Annotated in this window: 20 protein-coding genes and 1 riboswitch; of the genes, 9 read left to right on the top strand and 11 right to left on the bottom strand. The window is 47.4% G+C overall.

The genetic code is table 11. The features are described from left to right. Positions 1 to 2 precede the first annotated feature (2 nt). Positions 3 to 2,039: a cache domain-containing protein gene (locus ACED36_RS09275; RefSeq protein ID WP_016961120.1), complete on the bottom strand. Its 2,037-nt coding sequence runs from the start codon at positions 2,037 to 2,039 to the stop codon at positions 3 to 5. 45 nt (positions 2,040 to 2,084) lie between these two features. Beyond that, positions 2,085 to 3,470 (bottom strand): sigma-54 dependent transcriptional regulator, encoded by a 1,386-nt coding sequence (locus tag ACED36_RS09280; RefSeq protein WP_026023971.1) that lies wholly within the window; start codon positions 3,468 to 3,470, stop codon positions 2,085 to 2,087. 271 nt (positions 3,471 to 3,741) lie between these two features. Between ACED36_RS09280 and ACED36_RS09285 the strand changes: the two genes are divergently transcribed. Genes ACED36_RS09285 through ACED36_RS09305 form a run of 5 tightly spaced genes read left to right on the top strand, consistent with a single transcriptional unit; the run spans position 3,742 to position 8,297 of the window. Next, positions 3,742 to 4,554 carry a substrate-binding domain-containing protein gene (locus ACED36_RS09285; protein WP_016961118.1) on the top strand — a complete coding sequence of 271 codons (813 nt, stop codon included), beginning with the start codon at positions 3,742 to 3,744 and terminating at the stop codon, positions 4,552 to 4,554. Then, the gene (locus ACED36_RS09290) at positions 4,554 to 5,252 is read left to right on the top strand and encodes an ABC transporter permease (protein WP_016961117.1); all 699 of its coding nucleotides are present in this window, start codon (positions 4,554 to 4,556) and stop codon (positions 5,250 to 5,252) included. The genes ACED36_RS09285 and ACED36_RS09290 overlap by 1 nt, the downstream gene beginning before the upstream one ends. 12 nt (positions 5,253 to 5,264) lie before the next feature. Then, a complete protein-coding gene (locus tag ACED36_RS09295) occupies positions 5,265 to 5,966 on the top strand; it encodes an energy-coupling factor ABC transporter ATP-binding protein (protein WP_016961116.1) in 702 nt (233 codons plus the stop codon). Beyond that, positions 5,950 to 6,534: a molybdenum cofactor guanylyltransferase MobA gene (mobA, locus tag ACED36_RS09300; protein WP_016961115.1), complete on the top strand. Its 585-nt coding sequence runs from the start codon at positions 5,950 to 5,952 to the stop codon at positions 6,532 to 6,534. The genes ACED36_RS09295 and mobA overlap by 17 nt, the downstream gene beginning before the upstream one ends. Continuing rightward, positions 6,531 to 8,297, top strand: coding sequence for a bifunctional molybdopterin-guanine dinucleotide biosynthesis adaptor protein MobB/molybdopterin molybdotransferase MoeA (locus tag ACED36_RS09305; RefSeq protein WP_016961114.1), 1,767 nt, complete (start codon positions 6,531 to 6,533; stop codon positions 8,295 to 8,297). The genes mobA and ACED36_RS09305 overlap by 4 nt, the downstream gene beginning before the upstream one ends. Positions 8,298 to 8,420: 123 nt before the next feature. Here ACED36_RS09305 and ACED36_RS09310 read toward each other — a convergent pair whose 3' ends face one another. Continuing rightward, on the bottom strand, positions 8,421 to 8,999 hold the full coding sequence (locus tag ACED36_RS09310; RefSeq protein ID WP_016961113.1) for a thymidine kinase: 579 nt from the start codon (positions 8,997 to 8,999) through the stop codon (positions 8,421 to 8,423). A 118-nt stretch (positions 9,000 to 9,117) separates the two neighbouring features. Then, positions 9,118 to 10,698 carry a Na+/H+ antiporter NhaC family protein gene (locus tag ACED36_RS09315; protein WP_016961112.1) on the bottom strand — a complete coding sequence of 527 codons (1,581 nt, stop codon included), beginning with the start codon at positions 10,696 to 10,698 and terminating at the stop codon, positions 9,118 to 9,120. 85 nt (positions 10,699 to 10,783) lie between these two features. Next, positions 10,784 to 10,965, bottom strand: a riboswitch (Lysine riboswitch). Positions 10,966 to 11,310: 345 nt separating this feature from the next. Here ACED36_RS09315 and ACED36_RS09320 point away from each other — a divergent pair. After that, positions 11,311 to 11,709, top strand: coding sequence for an H-NS family nucleoid-associated regulatory protein (locus tag ACED36_RS09320; protein WP_016961111.1), 399 nt, complete (start codon positions 11,311 to 11,313; stop codon positions 11,707 to 11,709). A gap of 239 nt (positions 11,710 to 11,948) precedes the next feature. Here ACED36_RS09320 and ACED36_RS09325 read toward each other — a convergent pair whose 3' ends face one another. Further along, positions 11,949 to 12,926, bottom strand: coding sequence for a lytic transglycosylase domain-containing protein (locus ACED36_RS09325; protein WP_017004263.1), 978 nt, complete (start codon positions 12,924 to 12,926; stop codon positions 11,949 to 11,951). Between the two features lie 9 nt (positions 12,927 to 12,935). Next, positions 12,936 to 13,211 carry a YcgL domain-containing protein gene (locus ACED36_RS09330; RefSeq protein ID WP_017004264.1) on the bottom strand — a complete coding sequence of 92 codons (276 nt, stop codon included), beginning with the start codon at positions 13,209 to 13,211 and terminating at the stop codon, positions 12,936 to 12,938. A 311-nt stretch (positions 13,212 to 13,522) separates the two neighbouring features. On the opposite strand from ACED36_RS09330, the gene minC reads away from it, so the two are divergent. From minC to minE, 3 genes are read left to right on the top strand one after another with little or no spacing between them, the layout of a single operon-like run. Next, entirely contained in the window at positions 13,523 to 14,185 is a 663-nt protein-coding gene (gene minC / locus ACED36_RS09335; RefSeq protein ID WP_029486580.1) for a septum site-determining protein MinC, read from the top strand. Positions 14,186 to 14,204: 19 nt separating this feature from the next. Continuing rightward, positions 14,205 to 15,017 (top strand): septum site-determining protein MinD, encoded by an 813-nt coding sequence (gene minD / locus ACED36_RS09340; RefSeq protein ID WP_016961107.1) that lies wholly within the window; start codon positions 14,205 to 14,207, stop codon positions 15,015 to 15,017. Between the two features lie 3 nt (positions 15,018 to 15,020). Next, positions 15,021 to 15,284, top strand: a complete 264-nt coding sequence (gene minE / locus ACED36_RS09345) for a cell division topological specificity factor MinE (RefSeq protein ID WP_016961106.1) — start codon at positions 15,021 to 15,023, stop codon at positions 15,282 to 15,284. A 44-nt stretch (positions 15,285 to 15,328) separates the two neighbouring features. Here the strand turns inward: minE and rnd are convergent, their stop codons facing one another. The 5 genes from rnd to tsaB form a co-directional block, all read right to left on the bottom strand. Beyond that, positions 15,329 to 16,447, bottom strand: a complete 1,119-nt coding sequence (gene rnd, locus ACED36_RS09350; RefSeq protein ID WP_029486578.1) for a ribonuclease D — start codon at positions 16,445 to 16,447, stop codon at positions 15,329 to 15,331. Positions 16,448 to 16,590: 143 nt separating this feature from the next. Next, positions 16,591 to 18,288, bottom strand: coding sequence for a long-chain-fatty-acid--CoA ligase FadD (gene fadD, locus ACED36_RS09355; protein ID WP_016961104.1), 1,698 nt, complete (start codon positions 18,286 to 18,288; stop codon positions 16,591 to 16,593). 95 nt (positions 18,289 to 18,383) lie between these two features. Further along, positions 18,384 to 19,262 carry an alpha/beta fold hydrolase gene (locus tag ACED36_RS09360; RefSeq protein WP_016961103.1) on the bottom strand — a complete coding sequence of 293 codons (879 nt, stop codon included), beginning with the start codon at positions 19,260 to 19,262 and terminating at the stop codon, positions 18,384 to 18,386. 107 nt (positions 19,263 to 19,369) lie between these two features. Continuing rightward, a complete protein-coding gene (locus ACED36_RS09365; protein ID WP_016961102.1) occupies positions 19,370 to 19,660 on the bottom strand; it encodes a hypothetical protein in 291 nt (96 codons plus the stop codon). A gap of 51 nt (positions 19,661 to 19,711) precedes the next feature. Further along, positions 19,712 to 20,407, bottom strand: a complete 696-nt coding sequence (gene tsaB / locus ACED36_RS09370; RefSeq protein WP_016961101.1) for a tRNA (adenosine(37)-N6)-threonylcarbamoyltransferase complex dimerization subunit type 1 TsaB — start codon at positions 20,405 to 20,407, stop codon at positions 19,712 to 19,714. Positions 20,408 to 20,411 lie beyond the last annotated feature (4 nt).

Raw genomic sequence — 20,411 nt, forward strand, 5'->3', positions numbered from 1 at the left:
GGTTACTCAACAACACGAAATGAAGTTATTTCGTCATCCTGTTGGATTTTCTCTCGAAGATAAAGCGTAAAGACACTGCCTTCGCCCACATCGGATTCTACTTTTATTTCGCCACCCAGCCCACTTACAATCCCTTGTGTTACAGCAAGTCCTAACCCTGTACCGGTATGACGAGTGGTGAAAAATGGGTCAAATATTTTAGTGAGGTTTTCATTAGCAATACCGCAACCAAAATCTTGCACGGAAATTTTGGCGCCTATAGTCATACCACTGCCATCCATCCAATCTTCAGAACGCACTATCAACTTACCTTTGTCGTTCATGGCATGAATGCCATTCATTTGCAGGTTGACCAACACTTGCAGCAATTGATGACGATTGATTTCCACGCAGCATTTCGCGTTAAGCTCAGTGACCACTTCCACGTCTTGTCTTTTGGTGCCAGAACGCACCAAGGTGACACTTTCCTCAATCACAGGGTTCACATGCTGCCACGTCACTGTATCTTGCACCCCGCCTTGTCGGCTGTATTGCAACAAGCTTCGGGTGATATTACGAATACGGTCAATTTGCGCCAAGACAGTGCTCATCTCCTCGGACACCAAGTCGGCATGTTGCCCCAACTCGTATTCCATTAACTCAATGTTGCCCAAGATAACCGCGGTAGGATTATTGATTTCGTGCGCAATGCCAGCAGTGAGTTCGCCCAGTGCGGCCAGCTTCTCACTCAGCAGCAGTTTGTTTCGGGTTTGCTCAAGCAAGGTAATGTTCTGTTTTAACTCTTCGGTTTTTTCATGCAGGCTCGCCGTGCGCTCTTTGACCTTGTCTTCTAATTCGAGCGCGTTTTGACGAATTTCCTCGTTCTGTTTTTTGAGCTGATCCAACATGCTGTCAAACTGACGAGCCAGAATCGCCAGTTCATGTTGCGGGTCTAAACCCAGCTTGCCTATCCGCGCATCCTGATCAAACCGAATTAAGTGCACAACACGGTGAATACGTTCAATAGGGCGAAACAAATCTTTGGCACCACGGTAAACCAACAGTCCCGAAATCAATAAGGTCAGTAGCACCCCAATCCCCAACTCAATCAAATTGGTGAGGTAGCGACTGATCAGCGGCCATTCTAGGTAACCGGTATACAACATACCAATCACCTTGTTATTGAAATCACGAATCGGTTTATACGCCGAGATATACCACGCGTCGTAAACATAAGCCCGATCAACCCATTCATCGCCCTCAATCAAAACAGTATCGCGAACTTCATCAGAAACACGCGTGCCTATCGCTCGTCCAAATCGGTTTTCGCTGTCTAAAGGCACATTGGTACTGACGCGTACATCGTCCATAAACAGCGTCACCGTGCCAACACTGGATTCTGGAAGCTTGCCAACGGGAAACACCAGATCGCGAATTTTATCGACCAAATCTGTACTATTGTTAAGCAAAATCCCACCATCAATGATCCATTCCAACTGATCATTTTCGTTATATAGCGGGAGCAAACTTCGACTTATTAAGCCTCGCGATTCTTTGGTGTTTTCTTGCAGCAGCGGAATTTCAGCTTTCGCAGACAGGTTTGGGGAAATAGACGCCAATTCAATGGCTGACATCACCTGAAAGAAGGTTCGCTCTTGGCCGTGCAATAAAGGTTGCCGCAAGCTTAGTGGCAATCGTTCGATATCACTAACAGGGTAAACAGCAAGAAAATCAACGCCATATTTGTCGGCGCGAGATTGCGCCCAGCCAAGAATTTTCGCTGGATCGGCGGCGATCTGGGTTTGAAAGTCGTAGGAATCGGCGATCGCGTGAAGTTGGCTTCGTTGCTCGCGTTGCAGCACCTCCATACTGTTGCTGGCGACGGCAAGGTCTGCCTTCACACCCGACAAGGCATTTTTCCACGAATACGCCACTGTCCAGTAAAGCGTTAACGCAATCAACGCGAGCAAGGTAATGATAATAGGTACAGAGGTCAGTACCAGCAGACGATAACGCACCATGGTACGAAAACGCTGTCGCCACTTCTTAAATACCCTCATCACCCACACTCCTTCACAAGCGTTGTTTTATGCATGTTGCAGGCTTTACTCATCAAGCCAGTCTTTGAATTTTCGCTCTAGTGTTTTTCTTGCCACACCGAGTTGTCTTGCCGCAGCAGACTTGTTGCCCTCGTGTACATCAACCACTTTCTCAATGTGAGCTCTTTCAACGTCTTTAAGCGGCCAGCAAAGTGGATAGCCAGTTTCTGAACCTTCGGATATCAAGCAAACATCATGCTCCACACTATCGCTGGCGGGGACAGAGTTTCCCTGCCAATGGCGAAGGTCAGGTTTGCCTAGTAAAATCGCACGTTCAACGGTATTTTTCAGCTCTCGAATATTTCCCGGCCAGTCGTAGTGTTTCATGGCAGCAAGTTCTTCTTCCGACCACACCACCGGTTTTAAGCCCAGATCGCGGGCAAGCACATCAGAAAAATGACTGAGCAGTAACCCAATGTCTTCGACGCGCTCTCTCAGTGGCGGAAGCTCTACAGACAATACATTGAGTCGATAAAAAAGATCTTTGCGAAAGCGCCCTGCTTCCACTTCATCATGCAAGTTTCGGTTAGTCGCTGCGACGATACGAACATCGACACTGACTTCACGCTCAGCGCCCACCGGACGTATGGTTTTTTGCTCCAAAGTCCGGAGCAACGAAGCCTGCATCGAAAGCGGCATCTCGCCAATCTCATCCAAAAACAACGTGCCTTTATCAGCAACTCGAAACAGGCCATCTTTGTTTTTTCGTGCACCAGTAAACGCGCCCGAAATGTGGCCAAACAATTCGCTTTCGAGCAATTCAGGGGCAATGGCACCGCAGTTGAGTGGAACAAAAGGACCACTACGACGGCTCAAAGCATGAAGGGCACGTGCAACCAGTTCCTTACCCGTTCCCGACTCGCCTTCGATCAACACGGCGGCGGGAGAAGGGGCAAGACGAGAAATGACTTCTCGCATCGCTAGCGTTTTGGGGGCTTCACCGATGATATCGACAGGGAAAGAACGAGCAACATCACGTTGAAGCGCGACATTTTGTCTTTCTATCATGCGTTTATCGAGACAACGCTGCACAGATTGCAACATTTGTTCGAGATTAAAAGGCTTGAGAATAAAGTCAGATGCGCCCGCCCGCAGCGCTTTGATCGCAGTTTCCAGCTCCGCATAGCCTGTCATGAAAATGATGTCGCTGCGCCGCTCGTCGTCGTTAAACGCCTCATGCCAATCAATACCCGATCTTCCTGGCAAGTTGATATCTACAATCAGCAAATCGAAGTGATTTCGCTTTCGAAGGGCTTCCGCTTCTTCTAAAGAAGACGCGGTTTCAACCTGGGTCAGCTTCTTCGATAACGCTTTGTTCAAGATAGCGCGCATACCCGGCTCGTCATCGACCACCAAGGCGGAGAAACCAAATTGCTGCAGTGCATCCTTCATCGGGTGAAAGTCCATATTCTCTCAGTGGCTTACATCATACATGCGACATTTTGACTCAGTCCAATACAACCGCCATGTTGGCATGCATGCAAATCTGGTCATTCGCTTAAGAAGAGGAAAATATTATTGTTTATTTTTAGTTAGTTATGACAATTTCTATCTGAAATATAAATTTGGCATTTTTGTTGCTTTGTCCACATTTAACCTCATCGGTTTAATGAGGCTATCGCAGTAGCGATATTAAAAAATCATCCATTGTCAGGAAGACATAATGAGCTTAATAAAAAAAACAAAAGCGTTTGTACTACTTTCAGTCCTTGTTTCATTCTCTGCCACGGTGAGTGCAGCAGAGATCGTTCGGTTGGCGACGACAACGAGTACTTACCATTCAGGCTTACTGGATTTTCTCCTGCCAGAATTCAAAAAAGACACGGGATATGACGTACAGGTGCTGGCTGCAGGTACAGGTAAAGCACTAAAAATGGGCGAAAATGGTGATGTTGACCTTGTGATGACCCATGCGCCAAAAGCGGAAGCAAGCTTTGTTGACCAAGGTTTTGGGGTGCTCCCTCGTGGCTTAATGTACAACGACTTCGTTCTTGTTGGGCCAAAAAACGATCCTGCAAAAATCAAAGCCAGCAAAGATGTGACAGCCGCACTGGTAAAAGTGGCGAGTGCCGACGCGCACTTTATTTCTCGCGGTGATGATTCAGGCACACACAAGAAAGAGTTGCTCCTTTGGAAGGCCGCAGGTATTCATCCTGATTTTTCCGCATACAAAGCGGTAGGACAAGGCATGGGGCCTACGCTCACTATGGCCAATGAACTTCAAGGCTATGCCCTCACCGACCGAGGCACATGGTTGGCTTATCAAAGCAAAATGGACCTAGATGTACTTGTCCAAGGCGATGCGCGTCTGTTCAACCCGTATCAAGTGATTTTGATTAACCCAAGCCGTTATCCGGATCTGAACTACCAAGGTGCAAAAGTCCTGAGCGATTGGTTGGTGAATCCCAAAGCGCAGGCAATGATCGATACCTTCAAGGTTAACGGTCAGCAACTGTTTGTGGCAGACGCAAGCTAATGGACATGCTGGAAACTACCCGACAAGCGGTTGCTTTGCTGTTTAGCGGTGATACCACGCTATGGGGTATTGTTGGGGTGTCGTTTTCGGTGTCATTGGTTGCTATTGGGCTGGTGATTCTGCCTGCTCTTTTAGTCAGTTTCGCACTTGCTTACTGGGAGATCCCCGGCAAATGGATTGTGCTGTCGCTTGTTAACACGCTCCAATCTGTCCCTACCGTTGTGATCGGGCTTTTGCTTTACATGCTTCTATCACGTGCAGGCCCAATGGGTGATTGGAAGATGCTATTCACACAACGGGCCATGATATTGGGGCAAATTCTGATCAGCTTGCCCATACTGGTCTCAATGATGCATGCCGCATTTCAAAACAGTGATCGCCGAGCATGGGAAACAGCCTACACTTTGGGCGCATCCATTCCACGCGCCATGGCGACGCTAATGTGGGAAATTCGATTCCCGCTTCTGGCTGCGGTTATCACGGCATTTAGCCGAATAATTACGGAAGTTGGCTGTTCCATGATGGTTGGCGGCAACATACTGAACTATACCCGCAACATCCCTACAGCGATTGCACTTGAAACATCAAAGGGCGCTTTTGCACAAGGCGTTGCACTCGGCATGGTGTTGCTAGTGCTGGCATTGACGATGAATTTTTTCATTAGTTTTGCTCGTGGCAATGGCTATTTACGGACATAAGCAGGGGCAATGATGAGTCAGATAATACTGGAAGCAATTGACCTTTCTGTGAAATACAAACACAGGTTACTGTTTCACATCCCTTCGCTAAAAGTTTGCCCGGGTGACGCTATCTATTTGTCGGGGCAAAACGGCATCGGTAAAACCAGCTTACTGAAAGTCATGGCCGGCATTCAAAAACCCACCAAGGGTTCTTTGAATCTTCAACGTCCATCTTGGTTGCAACGTCTAGCGGGGTTTACAGGACAAAGCGGGGTAATTTACATGCACCAAACCCCTTACCTGTTTGACGGTACGGTTTCCGAAAATGTCGCTTATGGCCTGAAAGGCAAGCATTTCTGTCAAAGAACCCAACGCCAGCTTACAATGCAGGCCCTGCGTAAAATCGGGTTAGAAACCCTGAGTCACGAGCATATTTCAGTGCTCTCTGGCGGCGAAAAGCAAAAGGTTGCCATGGCACGTGCTTGGGCACTCAACCCGTCAATTCTTCTGATGGATGAATCTTGCGCTAACCTTGATGCCGACGCCATCGACGCACAAAAACAGATGATTGATGATTTGCTCGATCGCGGGGCAAGCTTGGTGATAACCAGCCACCATCCCAACAAATTAACAGAATGCTGTAACCAGCAATGGCTGATTGAAAACCAACGCCTGATCCATAAACCCAAACTGAATATTATCGACAAGGATAACCATGCCTTCGCATCCTAAAACTACCTGGGTCATTCTCGCCGGAGGACAAGCCCGACGCATGGGTGGCCAAGACAAAGGACTCGTCACTCTAAATCAGAAACCCTTGATTGATTACGTCCATCAACGGTTGACGGAGCAAGGAGCCAACATCGCGATAAACGCCAACCGCAATCAAGAAACCTATCAACAATACGGTCCCGTTTTTGGCGACGTACTTGAGGGTTTTCCTGGCCCACTTGGCGGTATGCACGCCGCAATGTCGCACCTCGACAGCGAGTGGATAGGGTTTGTACCTTGTGATTGTCCGAACCTGCCACACAATTTGATCGAGAAGTTAGTTAAAGCTATTGAAGCCGATACTGAGATTGTGGTCGCACATGATGGTGAATCCGTTCAGCCCGTGGTCACCATGATGAAGCGCGATGTTTTCGAACGCCTCGATCGCTTCCTTGCTAATGGCGACCGGAAAATTGTGATGCTTTACGACCTTTGTACCACCCGTTACGTGGATTTCAGCGACGAACACGATGCATTTATTAACCTCAATACCCCTGATGAATTGGAGAAGTTCGGAGCCCTTTCATGAACCTGTCCAATTGCTCACTACCTCTATTAGGGTTTGCAGCATTCAGTGGTACGGGCAAGACAACATTGTTAGAAGTGCTGATCCCAAAGCTCGTTGGAGCGGGCGTACGTATCGCCATGGTGAAACACGCACACCATGAGTTTGATGTCGATAAGCCCGGTAAAGATAGTTACCGTCTTCGCAAAGCGGGCGCATCACAAATGCTCATCAGCTCTCGTAATCGCCATGCCTTGATGACAGAAACCCCCGAAGAAGAAACCAGCCTCAACCAATTACTTGGCCGTCTTGATCAAACCCGTGCCGACCTCGTTTTGGTGGAAGGCTTTAAGCGCGAAGCATTTCCGAAAATCGAGTTAAACCGTCACGCCCTAGAAAAACCTTGGCTTCACCATGAAGACAAAAACATCATCGCGATTGCGTGTGACAGTGCGCCAGAGACCGCGCTTCCTGTGTTGGATATCAATGATGTTTCTGCGATAACGGCGTTTATTATTCGCTGGATGGAAGGACACAAAGCGCAAACTGCCACGTGTGATTCCCTTTCCCCGACCATGCTCTCGGTCGACGCAGGACGCGAAAAAATACTCAACGCGATTTCTGAGCCGAGTATCGCGCAATCCCTTAGCCTTGAATCGTTGCATCACTGCGTACTTGCAGAGCCTGTCATTGCGCCCGTCAATGTACCGTCATCCACCAACTCTGCGATGGACGGATACGCGATCCGAAGTGACGACACAAGCAGAGACAGTTATCAACTGATTGCTGAGGTGTTTGCCGGACACGGCTATGACAAATCAATCAAAGCGGGGGAATGCGTGCGGATTATGACAGGCGCACCCGTACCCGAACTCGCAGATACCGTGATCATGCGCGAGCAAGCGCAAGATGTGAATGGCACCATCACCTTCGATACCCGCAAAGGGGCAATCAGACCGGGTCAAAATGTGCGTCAAGCCGGAGAAGACCTGCGCAAGGGCTCCGTGGTATTTGATAAAGGCACGCGCATCGGCGCGGCTGAACTTGGCATGTTGGCATCGCTCGGGTTAGCCAAAGCCGAATGTTATCGCCCTCTGCGCGTGGCTATTTTCTCAACTGGCGATGAAGTCCAAGCGCCCGGCTCTGCACCCAATGCTCACTGTATTTATGATGCAAATCGCTATACGTTGCGTGCGATGCTAACCAAGTTAGGCTGTGAATTGCTGGACTTGGGAATTATTGAAGACAGCGAAGAAGCGCTGACATCCACACTAACGAATGCGATCAAAAACGCTGACTTGGTGATTTCATCAGGCGGCGTATCCGTGGGCGATGCGGATTACATCAAAACCGTATTAAGCCAAATGGGCGACATCAATTTTTGGCGCGTGAATATGCGCCCAGGCCGACCTCTCGCTTTCGGCAAATTGCGTGATGTGCCGTTCTTCGGCCTCCCCGGGAATCCGGTGGCTGTGATGGTGACCTTCTTGCAGTTTGTCGAACCTGCCATCCGCAAAATGCAGGGTGATAAGTTCTGGCAACCTGAACGTTTGAGCGCCATCAGCCAAGAGCGTATTCGTTCTCGTTTAGGTCGAAGCGAATATACACGTGGGATTTACAGCGTTGGCGCCAATGGGCAAATGGAAGTGCGTTCAACCGGCTCACAAGGCTCGGGGATTCTGCGCTCAATGAGCGAGGCGAACTGCTTGATTGAAGTGTCACCCGAAGTTGAATGTGCTGAAGTCGGAGACAGAGTCACGGTGATTCCCCTCGCTTCTCGGCTGTAAACCAGCACACGCTCGGTAGCGGAGTATTTCACTGAATAATCGTGGATAAGTCAGAAAGAAAAACAAAAAAGCGGCCTGTTCATCAGACGCTTTTTTTATGTTTCATTTTTTCCTAAGAATACGCTATTTTCCAAGCGCTTCTTTGTAGTGCACTCGACATACCGACTCGTATCTGTCGTTGCCGCCAATCACAACCTGATCGCCATCTGCAATTGCATTGCCGTCGGCATCAGTGCGGATCACCATGTTGGCCTTACGTCCGCAATGGCAAATAGTTTTCAGCTCAACCAATTTGTCTGCCCACGCCAATAGGTATTGTGCACCAGCAAACAACTCACCGCGAAAATCGGTACGAAGACCATAGCAAAGCGCCGGGATATTCAACTTATCAACCACTTCAGTGATTTGATAAACCTGCTCTTTGGTCAAGAACTGGCATTCATCAACCAATAAACAGTCCACTTTGTTGTTAACGTTAATATCGCTAACAGCGGCAAAGATATCATCATTTGGGGAATACAATTGCGCTTCCGCTTGAAGCCCAATACGAGAACTCACTTTGCCCACACCGTAACGATCATCAATTGCAGCCGTAAAGATCAGTGGGTTCATTCCACGTTCTTGGTAGTTAAACGACGATTGCAAGAGCGTTGTCGACTTACCTGCATTCATTGCAGAGTAATAGAAATACAACTGGGCCATTGGATTCTCCCGAAAAAAGACGCAGGCATGCTACCGAAAAAAGCGAATGGGTAAAAGCGTTGCAGGCCGCGAAATGACATAAAAAAACCTCCCCGAAGAGAGGTTATTGAAAAATAGATTAAGCCAGTTTGCCTGGGCGGCGTGATAACCAACCAAAGAACACACAGACAAGAGTAAAGGCACAGAAGCCTGCCAACAGCGAAATCGACAACGAATCCGTGAAGCCCAACACCAAGTAAGAGATACCGGCCACCAGCGCCACAGCCAGCGCATACGGTAACTGCGTAGAAACGTGGTCAATGTGTCCACAACGTGCACCGGTTGCTGACAAGATGGTGGTATCTGAAATTGGCGAGCAGTGATCGCCGAACACGGCACCAGCAAGTACAGCGGACAACATCGGCAGCATTAACGCAATATCAGTTGCAGCAGAAAGGTCACCTGCGATTGGCAGCATGATACCGAACGTACCCCATGAGGTACCGGTTGAAAAGGCCATTGCAGCAGACAACAAGAACAGCAATACAGGTAGAAGTTGTGGCGACAAGTTACCTTGGATCAAGGTCGACAAAAACTTACCCGTCGCCATATCACCAATCACGCTGCCTATCGTCCACGCAAACAGCAAGATCAAGATAGCGCCAAACATAGATTTGGCACCAATCCAAACGGTTTGGCCAACTTCTGGTACTGGAATACGCTGTTTGAATACAGTGATCAATGCTGACAGCAGACCCATTGCACTGCCATACAACAGTGACATACCCACATCGGTGTTTTCAAATGCACCGAGAATAGAGAAGGCTTTACCATTGACTTCTAACGCTTGAGCGCCCGAATACACCATCCAAGACATGGTCGCCACGATAAGTACAACAATTGGCACCACTAGATCGGCCACGCTACCTTTTTCGCTTTCTTCTATGCCTAGCTCGTCATCTAATGATGGTCCGCTATTTTCATCATCGCCTAAACGACTGCCCGTCGATGCCTCGTATTCAAAACGACGCATTGGGCCCACATCCATCTGGAACCAAGCAACCGCGAACACCATCAGCAAAGCAAAAATGGCATAGAAGTTCATTGGGATCATGTGCGCGAATGCGCTGAGTGGGCTGTAATCAGTCACGCCATGGCTGACAAGAATGCCGCCAACCACCGTAATGATATATGCACCCCAGCTTGACGCTGGCATGATCACGCACATTGGCGCTGCAGTTGAATCGAGAATATAAGCGAGTTTCGCACGCGACACATGAAAACGGTCAGTCACAGGACGACTAATGGCGCCAACCGCTAGGCTATTAAAATAGTCATCAACAAAAATGAATACGCCTAGAAATGCTGCCAGAAGTTTTGCACCGCGCTTACTTTTAATGCGAGTTTGCGCCCATTCAGCAAATGCACGTGTGCCACCGGAAAGTGTGATAAGTGCAGTAAGGGAACCCAGCAAGACTAAGAAAGCCACAATGCTCATGTTCCAGCTATTAATGCTGCCATCATCAATAAAAAGGCCTTTTACAAGCCCGGTAAGATAATACGTGGTCGCCGACAAAGAAAAGTCATTGAGTAGCAATGCGCCAGAGAGAATACCCAGCCCTAATGATAACAAAACACGACGTGTAACAATGGCGAGGCCCAGCGCAAGAATCGCGGGCAATACCGATAAAGAAGACGCGGAAAAATCGACTAAGTTCATGATCTCTATATCAACCTGTAAGGTTGGAGATCTACTGCAGAAATGGAAACCAATTAATAAATGACAATGGTTAAACGCATTCTTAAACCACAGTAGCGCTCCATAGTTAAATCCCAATACTATGGCAGTGTTGTGTCTGTTAGAGCACAACCCCAGCAGAATAGCTTGATTGGCAAGATTCTACTTCGGCGCTATTTCCTTTCTCACATTCTCAACGGCATCACCCTAAAATGTGTTACTGATAAATAGCGCACCTCTACGTGCATAAAGCCTGCGTATTGTATGTGACATCGAGGACATTGCAATAACCATCTAAATGATTTTACACATTAAGTGCATGGTATTTACAAATCACCCACAACCGTCAACTTCTTCTTCTCTCAACGCATGCAAAGTCAAACACGCATGACGGCTTTATTGTACACCCCACGGATAACCCATTCGATTTTTTTCAAGAAAAAGCCAATAAGGTTTATTTAAGTTTGCACTTTTCTTAAATTCGATATCTAATATTAAAGAATTTAATTAAGCAAACATTGCAAAGAATTAATTATTCTTGCTACTCTTAGTACGGTAATTAATTATTATAAACGAGAGAATAGGATAGGCATAATGTCTGATGCACTGAAAGTATTGTTAAACCTGCGCAGCCTTCGTGCCGTGGCGCGTGAACTTACTCTGGAACAACTACAAGAAGCTCTGGAAAAACTGCAAGCTGTCGTTGCAGAGCGTGAAGAATCTGAAGCAGAAGCTAACGAAGCAGAAAAAGAGCGTCTGGAAAAACTTGAGAAATACCGTGAGATGTTGATCAAAGACGGTATTGACCCAGAAGAATTGCTGGCGACTCTTGGTGGTGCTAAACCAAAATCTAAGCGTGCTGCTCGTCCAGCAAAATATAAGTACATTGACGTAGACGGTTCAGAAAAAACGTGGACTGGCCAAGGTCGTACGCCAAAAACAATTAAAGAAGCGCTTGAAAGCGGCAAGAAGATCGAAGACTTCCTGCTGTAATAGCACATTAGTTGTTATCGGCTTGTGATGAAATAGCGTCAAGCTGAACAAAAAAAAGGGGCTTTCGCCCCTTTTTTTTATCCCAACCCTAATGGTCTGGGTCTGGGTACGATTACAATAGTGATTAATTCGTTGGTCTAAGCTCGCGTTATGGTCGCATTTATCATGCGACCATCAATAAAAATACCACAGATAATTTTAAGGAAATTAACGCAATCATTGCAGGCTAATCTAATCAGCTAGCCAGACTTAATCCTATCGGCCAAGTGGCTTACGGCAATGGCAAAATAGTGCGAACGGTTCCATTTCATCAAGCTTTGGTAATTACCATAAACCAAATAGCTTCGTCCATATTCGTCATCAGGCTGAATCAACCAGGCGTTAATATCGACATCAGGCAACGAGGTATTATTCATACGACGTATACCTAACCCTTCCCATTCTGCTAATGTTTTGGCTTTATCTTGACCTAATCCTGACAATTCTCTCTCAATGCCTTCTGGCACTTTTACTTGACGTCCCCAAGTGTATTCGCTATCCCAACCAGCATTTTTTAAATAATTCGCAGACGATGCAAATACGTCGGGTTTTGACGTCCAAATATCTTTCTTTCCATCGTTATTTCCATCGGCGGCAAATGAAATAAATGAGCTAGGCATAAACTGGCATTGCCCCATTGCTCCTGCCCACGAACCTTTCATATCGCTTGGTGCAATATGGCCTTCTTGCAGAATGGTTAATGCCGCAAATACTTCTTTGCGAAAGAAAGCTTCTCGCCTACCGTCATAAGCCAATGTGGTCAGTGCTTCAACGACATTATAATTTCCGGTTAACGCACCGAAGTTACTTTCCACTCCCCAAAGCGCGACAAGAAAGCGTGGCTGCACGCCATATTCTTCGCCGATACGTTGAAGATCAGTGTAATGCTCGTCATATAAACGACGTGCTTTCTTCACTTTCCAATCTGGCACGGCACGCGGAATATATTCATCTAACGTTAAACGCTTTTCAGGTTGGTTACGATCTGCTTTAACCGCCCTTTCTCGATAGCGAATACCATCAAATGCTTGCTCAAGCAGTAACGAATCAATTCCCTTCGTTGCGCCCTCTTCTTTTAGGCCAATGACATAGTTGTCAAAACTTGGCTTCTCGGCCATCACGGGTGCTGACAAAGACAACGCAGCCCCAATGAGGATCCCTATCAATCCTTTACGCATAGCGCTCCTTTATAACTTGGTATTGTTTGCTCTAATGTGTTGCAGCACTTGATCAATTGGAGGTGGTAGCTGCAAATAAAAACCGTCGCGTTGCAAACTCTCTTTTACTTTATCAAGATCGGCAATAGCCAGTTTCTCTCTCTTATCTAAGTTGACCATCATAACGAAATGAGGTTTCCCAAAAGTTTGTAACAATTGTTGAGGCACATCCCCTAAATCATCCTTACGATTAACATAAAGATAGGTCGAATCTTTTTTACTGCTTTTATAGATTGCGCAATACACCTTGTACCTCACAGAGTTGCGATTTCCCAATAAAGAGAAACCGCTTAGAAAAATGTAACAAATTCGGCGATAAAAACACCACAATCGGCGTTGGCTCTTGCCGCAAAGTATCCATGAATATACCATGCTGAACACTGTCTGATAATGCGCGTGACCCTGATATTTCTTGGGATGAAGCGGAAATTGTATTCGCCTCTTTTGCACATTGATATTTCTGTCCCGCCAGCCCCTCATGTTTGAGCCAATTTTATTCATGAGAAACGTTGAAGCGCGCACATCAGATCAAACAACTGCCATCTGGACAAAATCTCATGACAAAAAACGCCGAACTAAAAGGCAGTTCATTTACGCTTTCTGTGCTTCATCTAATGGATGATGACTTAGATGGTGCATTACAAGTGCTGTCCGATAAAGTCCTGCAGGCCCCCGCATTTTTTGACGGTGCACCTGTGGTTGTTGATATTTCAAGATTGCATCAACAACCGGACTTCATCACGTTAAAAGCCACCATTGAACAGACCGGTATGCTGGTCGTTGGTGTCACAGGGTGCAAACAAAATACTTGTCGTGAAGCGGCAAAACTCGCGGGACTTGCGGTCGTGAACCCGGCGAAACAAACCCGTGTGAATGATCCTATCCAAACCCCAACGAAAGTCGTCACGACACCTATTCGTTCTGGGCAGCAGGTCTATGCAAAAAATGCCGACTTGGTCGTGCTTAATCACGTTAGCGCTGGTGCGGAGATCATCGCTGATGGCAGTATTCACATTTATGGCGTGCTTCGTGGACGCGCTATCGCGGGTGCTAGTGGCCAAAAAGAAGCCAGTATTTTCTGCCAAAACCTGCAATCTGAATTGCTTTCAATTGCAGGAACATATTGGCTTAGCGAATCCATCCCTGAGCAGTATGCTGCTCGCCCGGTGAAAGTTTCGCTACAAGAAGACTCTTTAAACATTGAACACCTCACACTCTAATTATCCAAAGGATTGAGGAATGACTCGAATTATCGTAATCACTTCTGGCAAAGGCGGCGTGGGGAAAACCACGTCAAGTGCAGCCATTGCTACGGGCCTTGCGCAAGCTGGAAAGAAAACAGCCGTTATCGATTTTGATATTGGTCTGCGTAACCTTGACCTCATCATGGGCTGTGAACGCCGCGTCGTGTACGACTTTGTGAACGTCATCAATGGTGAAGCGAATCTTCACCAAGCAATGATCAAAGATAAGCGCATTGATAATCTATTTGTTTTGCCTGCTTCTCAGACGCGCGACAAAGATGCGCTAACCAAAGAAGGCGTCGGTCGCGTTTTAGATGACCTTAAAGCCATGGATTTTGATTTCATTATCTGCGACTCGCCAGCAGGCATCGAAGCAGGCGCCCTGATGGCGTTATACTTTGCTGATGAGGCCATCGTGACAACTAACCCGGAAGTCTCGTCTGTACGCGATTCAGACCGCATTTTGGGCATTCTCGATTCCAAGTCTCGCCGCGCAGAAAATGGTGAAGAACCTGTGAAGACGCACCTTCTGCTGACACGCTATAACCCAGCCCGTGTAAATCGTGGTGAAATGCTGAGCGTTTCGGATGTCGAAGATATTTTGCGTATACCGTTGCTGAGCGTGATCCCTGAAAGCCCGTCGGTGTTGCATGCATCAAACAAAGGTGAACCTGTTATCTTGGATGAAGAATCTGATGCGGGTCAGGCTTACGCCGATGCGATTAGTCGCCTACTAGGCAATGAGTGCCCATACCGCTTCTTGGAAGAAGAGAAGAAAGGGTTCCTGAAACGCATTTTTGGAGGGTAACACATGGCACTGCTGGAGTTTTTCCGTCCGAAAAAGAAAGCATCTGCATCTATGGCAAAAGAGCGTTTGCAGATCATTGTCGCTGAGCGCCGCCGCGCAGGGTGCTCTGAACCGACTTACTTGCCCCAGTTAAAACAAGATATTCTTGAGGTTATCCGAAAGTACGTGGATATCTCTCCAGAACAAGTCTCTGTTGCGCTGGAGCAACGAGATGACGATTTATCCGTTTTGGAATTGAATGTCACCTTGCCTGATGAAGACAAGTAAATCTCTTCAGAAACAAAAAACCGGCTTTCGCCGGTTTTTTATGCTTATTTCAACAAGGGTAATACTCTGTCTTCCACGTAAGCTTTACGCCAACCAGACAACAGATCGGGCATTTTTTCAGGGTTTCTGCCGTTAACCCATGCCCATTTTAAGACCTGATGAATTTGTTTTTTTGACCCAACAAATTCAGGTACAACCCCCAATTGTTCTGCCACTGCATTGGTCTGATCTTTGATCTCTTTAACCATTTGCTTGTAGCCAGGCATGTCGACTAAACGAACAATCGCCTCTGGGTAATGTTCTTCCGGCAATGTATCAAGCTCGCTGACCATGCGAAGTAGACGGCTGCCATGGCGTTCAACTTCAAAACGATCAAAGCCTTCATCCACCATTTTATCCAACGAACGAATATCAAACCGCGCCATCTTCCAAAGGTGCAGCTCTTTCACCACGAAATTCAGTGCTAAATCGCGACGGCGCGCTTCACGTAAACGCCAACTTGCCAGCTTTTTCAACACAGCCAATTGCTGAGGGCGAAGCTGCCAAGCGTTTTTAATATCGAGGTAGGCTTTTTCTGGATCCGGCGTTTTACCGCGCTTACTCACCAACAAGTTACACTCTTGGTTAACCGCTTCATTCCAACCTGCGTCAGCAACGCGTTCAGCCAACAAATGATACAGCGGCCACAGGTAGAAAACATCAGCAGCAGCATATTCAAGCTGTTTGTCAGACAGAGGACGTGCGCACCAATCGGTACGAGCTTCACCTTTATCCAACGATACTTGTAAATACTCGTCCACCAACGCAGCAAAGCCCGTTGAAAGACCATGCCCTAAAAAAGCCGCCATGATTTGTGTATCGACCATCGGCGTCGGCATCACACCAGAATAATGGTGAAACACTTCCAAATCTTCACTGCATGCGTGCAGGACTTTGATCACTGATTCATCAGTAAGCAGCGCCCATAACGGTGACATATCGTCCAGTTTGATCGGGTCGATCAGTGACAAGGTCTCTCCATCATAAAGCTGGATAAGACCCAATCTTGGATAAAGGGTTCGCGTGCGCACAAATTCAGTATCCAGCATTACAGCTGGCACTTTTCTCGCCTGTTCACATACTCGTTCGAGATGGGATAGCTCAGTTACAATTTCAAAGTTCACACTGTCATCCGTATTTTGTTTGGCGCCCGAAAGCCTTACCTAATGTTGCGAAGACCAAAAACGAACATGCTGGCGTAAGCCAGCATGTTTTCAAAGGCATATGCCTCATTGTACGCGCTTCAACTTCAAAGCGCACGGGCGCGTTATGCTTCCGCTTTATTTGCTTCCTGCTTGGCTTCCTGCTCTTCGCGCAGTGCACGACGCAAGATTTTACCCACATTGGTTTTCGGCAAATCATCACGAAATTCAATAATTTTAGGGACTTTGTAGCCAGTGAGGTATTCGCGACAATGCGCTAACAACTCTTCTTTGGTCAGGCTTGGATCACGCTTAACAACGCAGATTTTAACGATTTCACCGGAGGTTTCATGAGGCTGACCAATGGCCGCCACCTCCAACACTTTGCCATGCAGTGCCACAACATCTTCGATCTCGTTGGGGTACACGTTAAAACCTGAGACCAAAATCATGTCTTTCTTGCGATCAACAATGTGCAAGAAGCCATCGTCATCAAACTTCACCACATCGCCAGTCGACAACCAACCATCATCAGTCAGTACTTCTTTGGTCGCTTCTGGGCGCTGCCAATAACCCTGCATCACTTGCGGGCCTTTCACTTGCAACTCACCAACTTGATCGTTCGCCACGACATTGCCTTCGTCATCGACGATGCGGACATCAGTAGATGGCACAGGCAAACCAATCGAACCATTGTACTCTTTCAGATCGTAAGGATAAGCGGCCACTAGCGGTGAACATTCGGTCAGGCCGTAACCTTCCAACAAATGCTTACCTGTCAGCTTCTTCCATTGCTCAGCGACCGCGCGCTGAACCGCCATGCCGCCGCCGACGGTGAGACTAAGTTTCGAGAAATCTAACTCGTGGAAATCTTCATTGTTGAGCATGGCATTGAACAGCGTATTCACACCCGTGATGGCGGTGAATGGATGCTGCTTCAGCTCTTTCACGAACGCAGGAATATCACGAGGGTTAGTGATTAGCAGGTTTTGACCGCCCATTTCAATGAACAACAAACAGTTTACGGTTAACGCAAACACGTGATAAAGCGGCAGTGCCGTTACCACCAATTCGCGTCCTTCTACCAATACTGGCGCGTACATCGCTTTCGCTTGGTCAACGTTGGCCAGCATATTCTTGTGCGTTAGTACCGCGCCCTTCGCCACCCCTGTAGTACCGCCGGTATATTGCAAGAATGCGATGTCATCCCCCGTCATAAAGGGTTTAACGTATTGCATACGACGGCCTTTTTTCAGCGCGAGGCGCATAGACGTCGCATGTGGAAGGCTGTACTTGGGCACCATCTTCTTGATGTATTTCACCACGAAGTTCACCAAGGTACCTTTTGCACGTGGTAATTGATCGCCAAGGCTGGTCAAAATAACGTGACGAACGCTGGTGTTATCAACGACTTTTTCCAACGTGTGGGCGAAGTTCGACACGATAACGATAGCAGCAGCGCCAGAGTCATTTAATTGATGCTCAAGCTCGCGCGGGGTATACAGTGGGTTCACGTTCACCACCACACAACCTGCGCGCAAAATACCAAACAATGCAATAGGGTACTGCAGCAAGTTCGGCATCATTACGGCGACACGATCACCTTTTTTCAGACCAAGATCATTTTGCAAATAAGCTGCAAACGCACGGCTGCGCTCTTCCAGCTTACGAAATGTCATCACCTGCCCCATGTTGATAAAGGCAGTTTGGTCGGCATATTTTTGCACCGATTTTTCGAACATTTCCACCAAGGATGGGTACATATTAGGTGAAATTTCCGCTGGTACATCTGATGGGTAGCGGTGATGCCAAACCTTTTCCACGTGATCTCTCCTATTTTGTATCGTGAGTCTTGGCCCACGTCAGAAGCAAAAATTCAAACGAGCGTTTTAACGCCCAATTAGACCATGAGTAACAATCAATTAACATCATCACGCATTGTGAGATGTAGCTTGGTCACAAAATCAATAATCAGTGCAGCTGTTTTCTGCTGACTTTGAAGATGGCAGTGGTGCGTACCTTCTACCATCTCAACCGTCAGGTTCTTAAACCACTCTTTGCGCTGTTCAGCAAGTGGGCTGCGTAGTTCTGGGTATCCGTCTTCGCCAATAATAGCGAGAACCGGACATTGTATGCCTTTGATCAGGTGCTCTGCATGGTGAGTAGACATACGATAAATCGAGTCTGTTTTCAGTTTGGCGTCGTGTCTCCAGCGCCATTCCTCACCCACTTGCTGTATTCCACGTGTCACCAACGGCGTTAAATCTTCAATCGATACTTTGTTGATACCCCGGCGGAGTTTCAATGCCGCATCCAGTGACGGTAAAGTTCTTGGTACTTTCATTTTCAAGCGGCTTTCAACGCCATGACGAAGGCGATCTACCACCTTGTCATCACGCTCTGACATTGGGCCTAGCGCCTCAATCATCACCAACCCTTTTGCACGTTCTGGGAACGCAGCACTCCAACAAGAAGCCACTAATGCCCCTAAGGAATGACCAACCAAAAAGATAGGTTTATCACTCAGCTGTAAAATCAGCTGATGAAGATCATCCACATAGTCAAAAAAAGGGTAGAAGCTGTCCGCGCCTTTGTGATCGGATAAACCATGGCCAGGCCAATCTGGCATCACAAGGTCAACATGTTCGGTAAGAAGTGGTGCGAGAGGTTCGAAGCTTCCACTGTTGTCCTGCCATCCATGCAACATGAGCAAGATGGGTTTTGGACTGTCAGTGAGACAAACCTGTGCCGCGAGATTGCCAAACCTCACTGCAAATTGTTTTTCTTGTAATACCATGATGAGCTGCTGAATGCCGTATAGGCTTCGCACCTCTTTCAGAGGGCGCGAAGCCTATCACAGTCGGGGTTAGTTAAGTGGTACGAGGAGTTGAAATTAGCACGATTTCATACGAAAACATCCACACCAAACAAAGCCATAATCTCTTCTCGTCGAGCCTGATTTTTCACTTCCATATAAGAAAGGAGTGCATGTCGGCTTCGACCATCGGGAACATCATAATGGATCTGTTGATGGGCATCTTGTGCCAGCTCAGGATGACGAATCCCCTGACTTACCGCTTTAGCAACCACAGACGGCTGAGTAACTTCAGCGCTATTGGATGCCTTTTGTGATTTCTTACGTCCAGCATTGCTAGGACGTTGTATCGGTTGCGGTAATCCATGAATTGAAACCATCGCTGCTCTTCTCGGCTCGTCCTATCCTTTCTGCAAACAGAAATGCAGAGGTTATTCGCGACCTGGCAGCTTTTTCCACGCTACCGTGTCACGCAGATAAACAGGGCTTGCATGCTCTGCATCCACCGCCTCACCACGCTCAAGCGCATGATGCGCAAGAATAAGCATGTCTTCCGCTTCAGGGTACAAGACGCCGCTATCTGTTGTTTCTAAGTGTAGCTGGCTTGCCAGATCTGGGTAAGCTTGCCACCCAGTTCCTGCCGTAAACCACTTATCTTCTGACAGTGTAGGTCTAAAATGATCTGGCGGTAAAACAGCCTCTTCAACCACACGTTTCCAGTCGCCGTTTTCTAAGCGCTGATAGCCACCCACATAGATTTCATTCATGCGAGCATCAATGGTCGCAAGGACATTGTTCGCTTGATTGCGACGATAAGCCTGCTGCGCCATTGCAGCCAACGTAGAAACACCCACCATCGGCAAATTAGCACCGAATGCCAAACCTTGTGCAATACCAATCCCGATACGCACACCGGTGAAGCTACCCGGGCCACGACCAAATGCTAACGCATCCAGCTGATTAAGTTTCAAGCCTGCTTCTGCAAGCACACTATCAACCATAGGGAGAATCTTGGTTGTATGCTCACGCGGGGCGATTTCACAGCGAGAAATCGTCTCGTTACCTACTTTCAATGCTACAGAGCAGTTTTCAGTCGCCGTATCCACGGCAAGAATTATAGATGTCATTTAC

The sequence above is a fragment of the Enterovibrio sp. FF113 genome, assembly GCF_041439165.1.
Lineage (GTDB): Bacteria > Pseudomonadota > Gammaproteobacteria > Enterobacterales > Vibrionaceae > Enterovibrio > Enterovibrio norvegicus_A.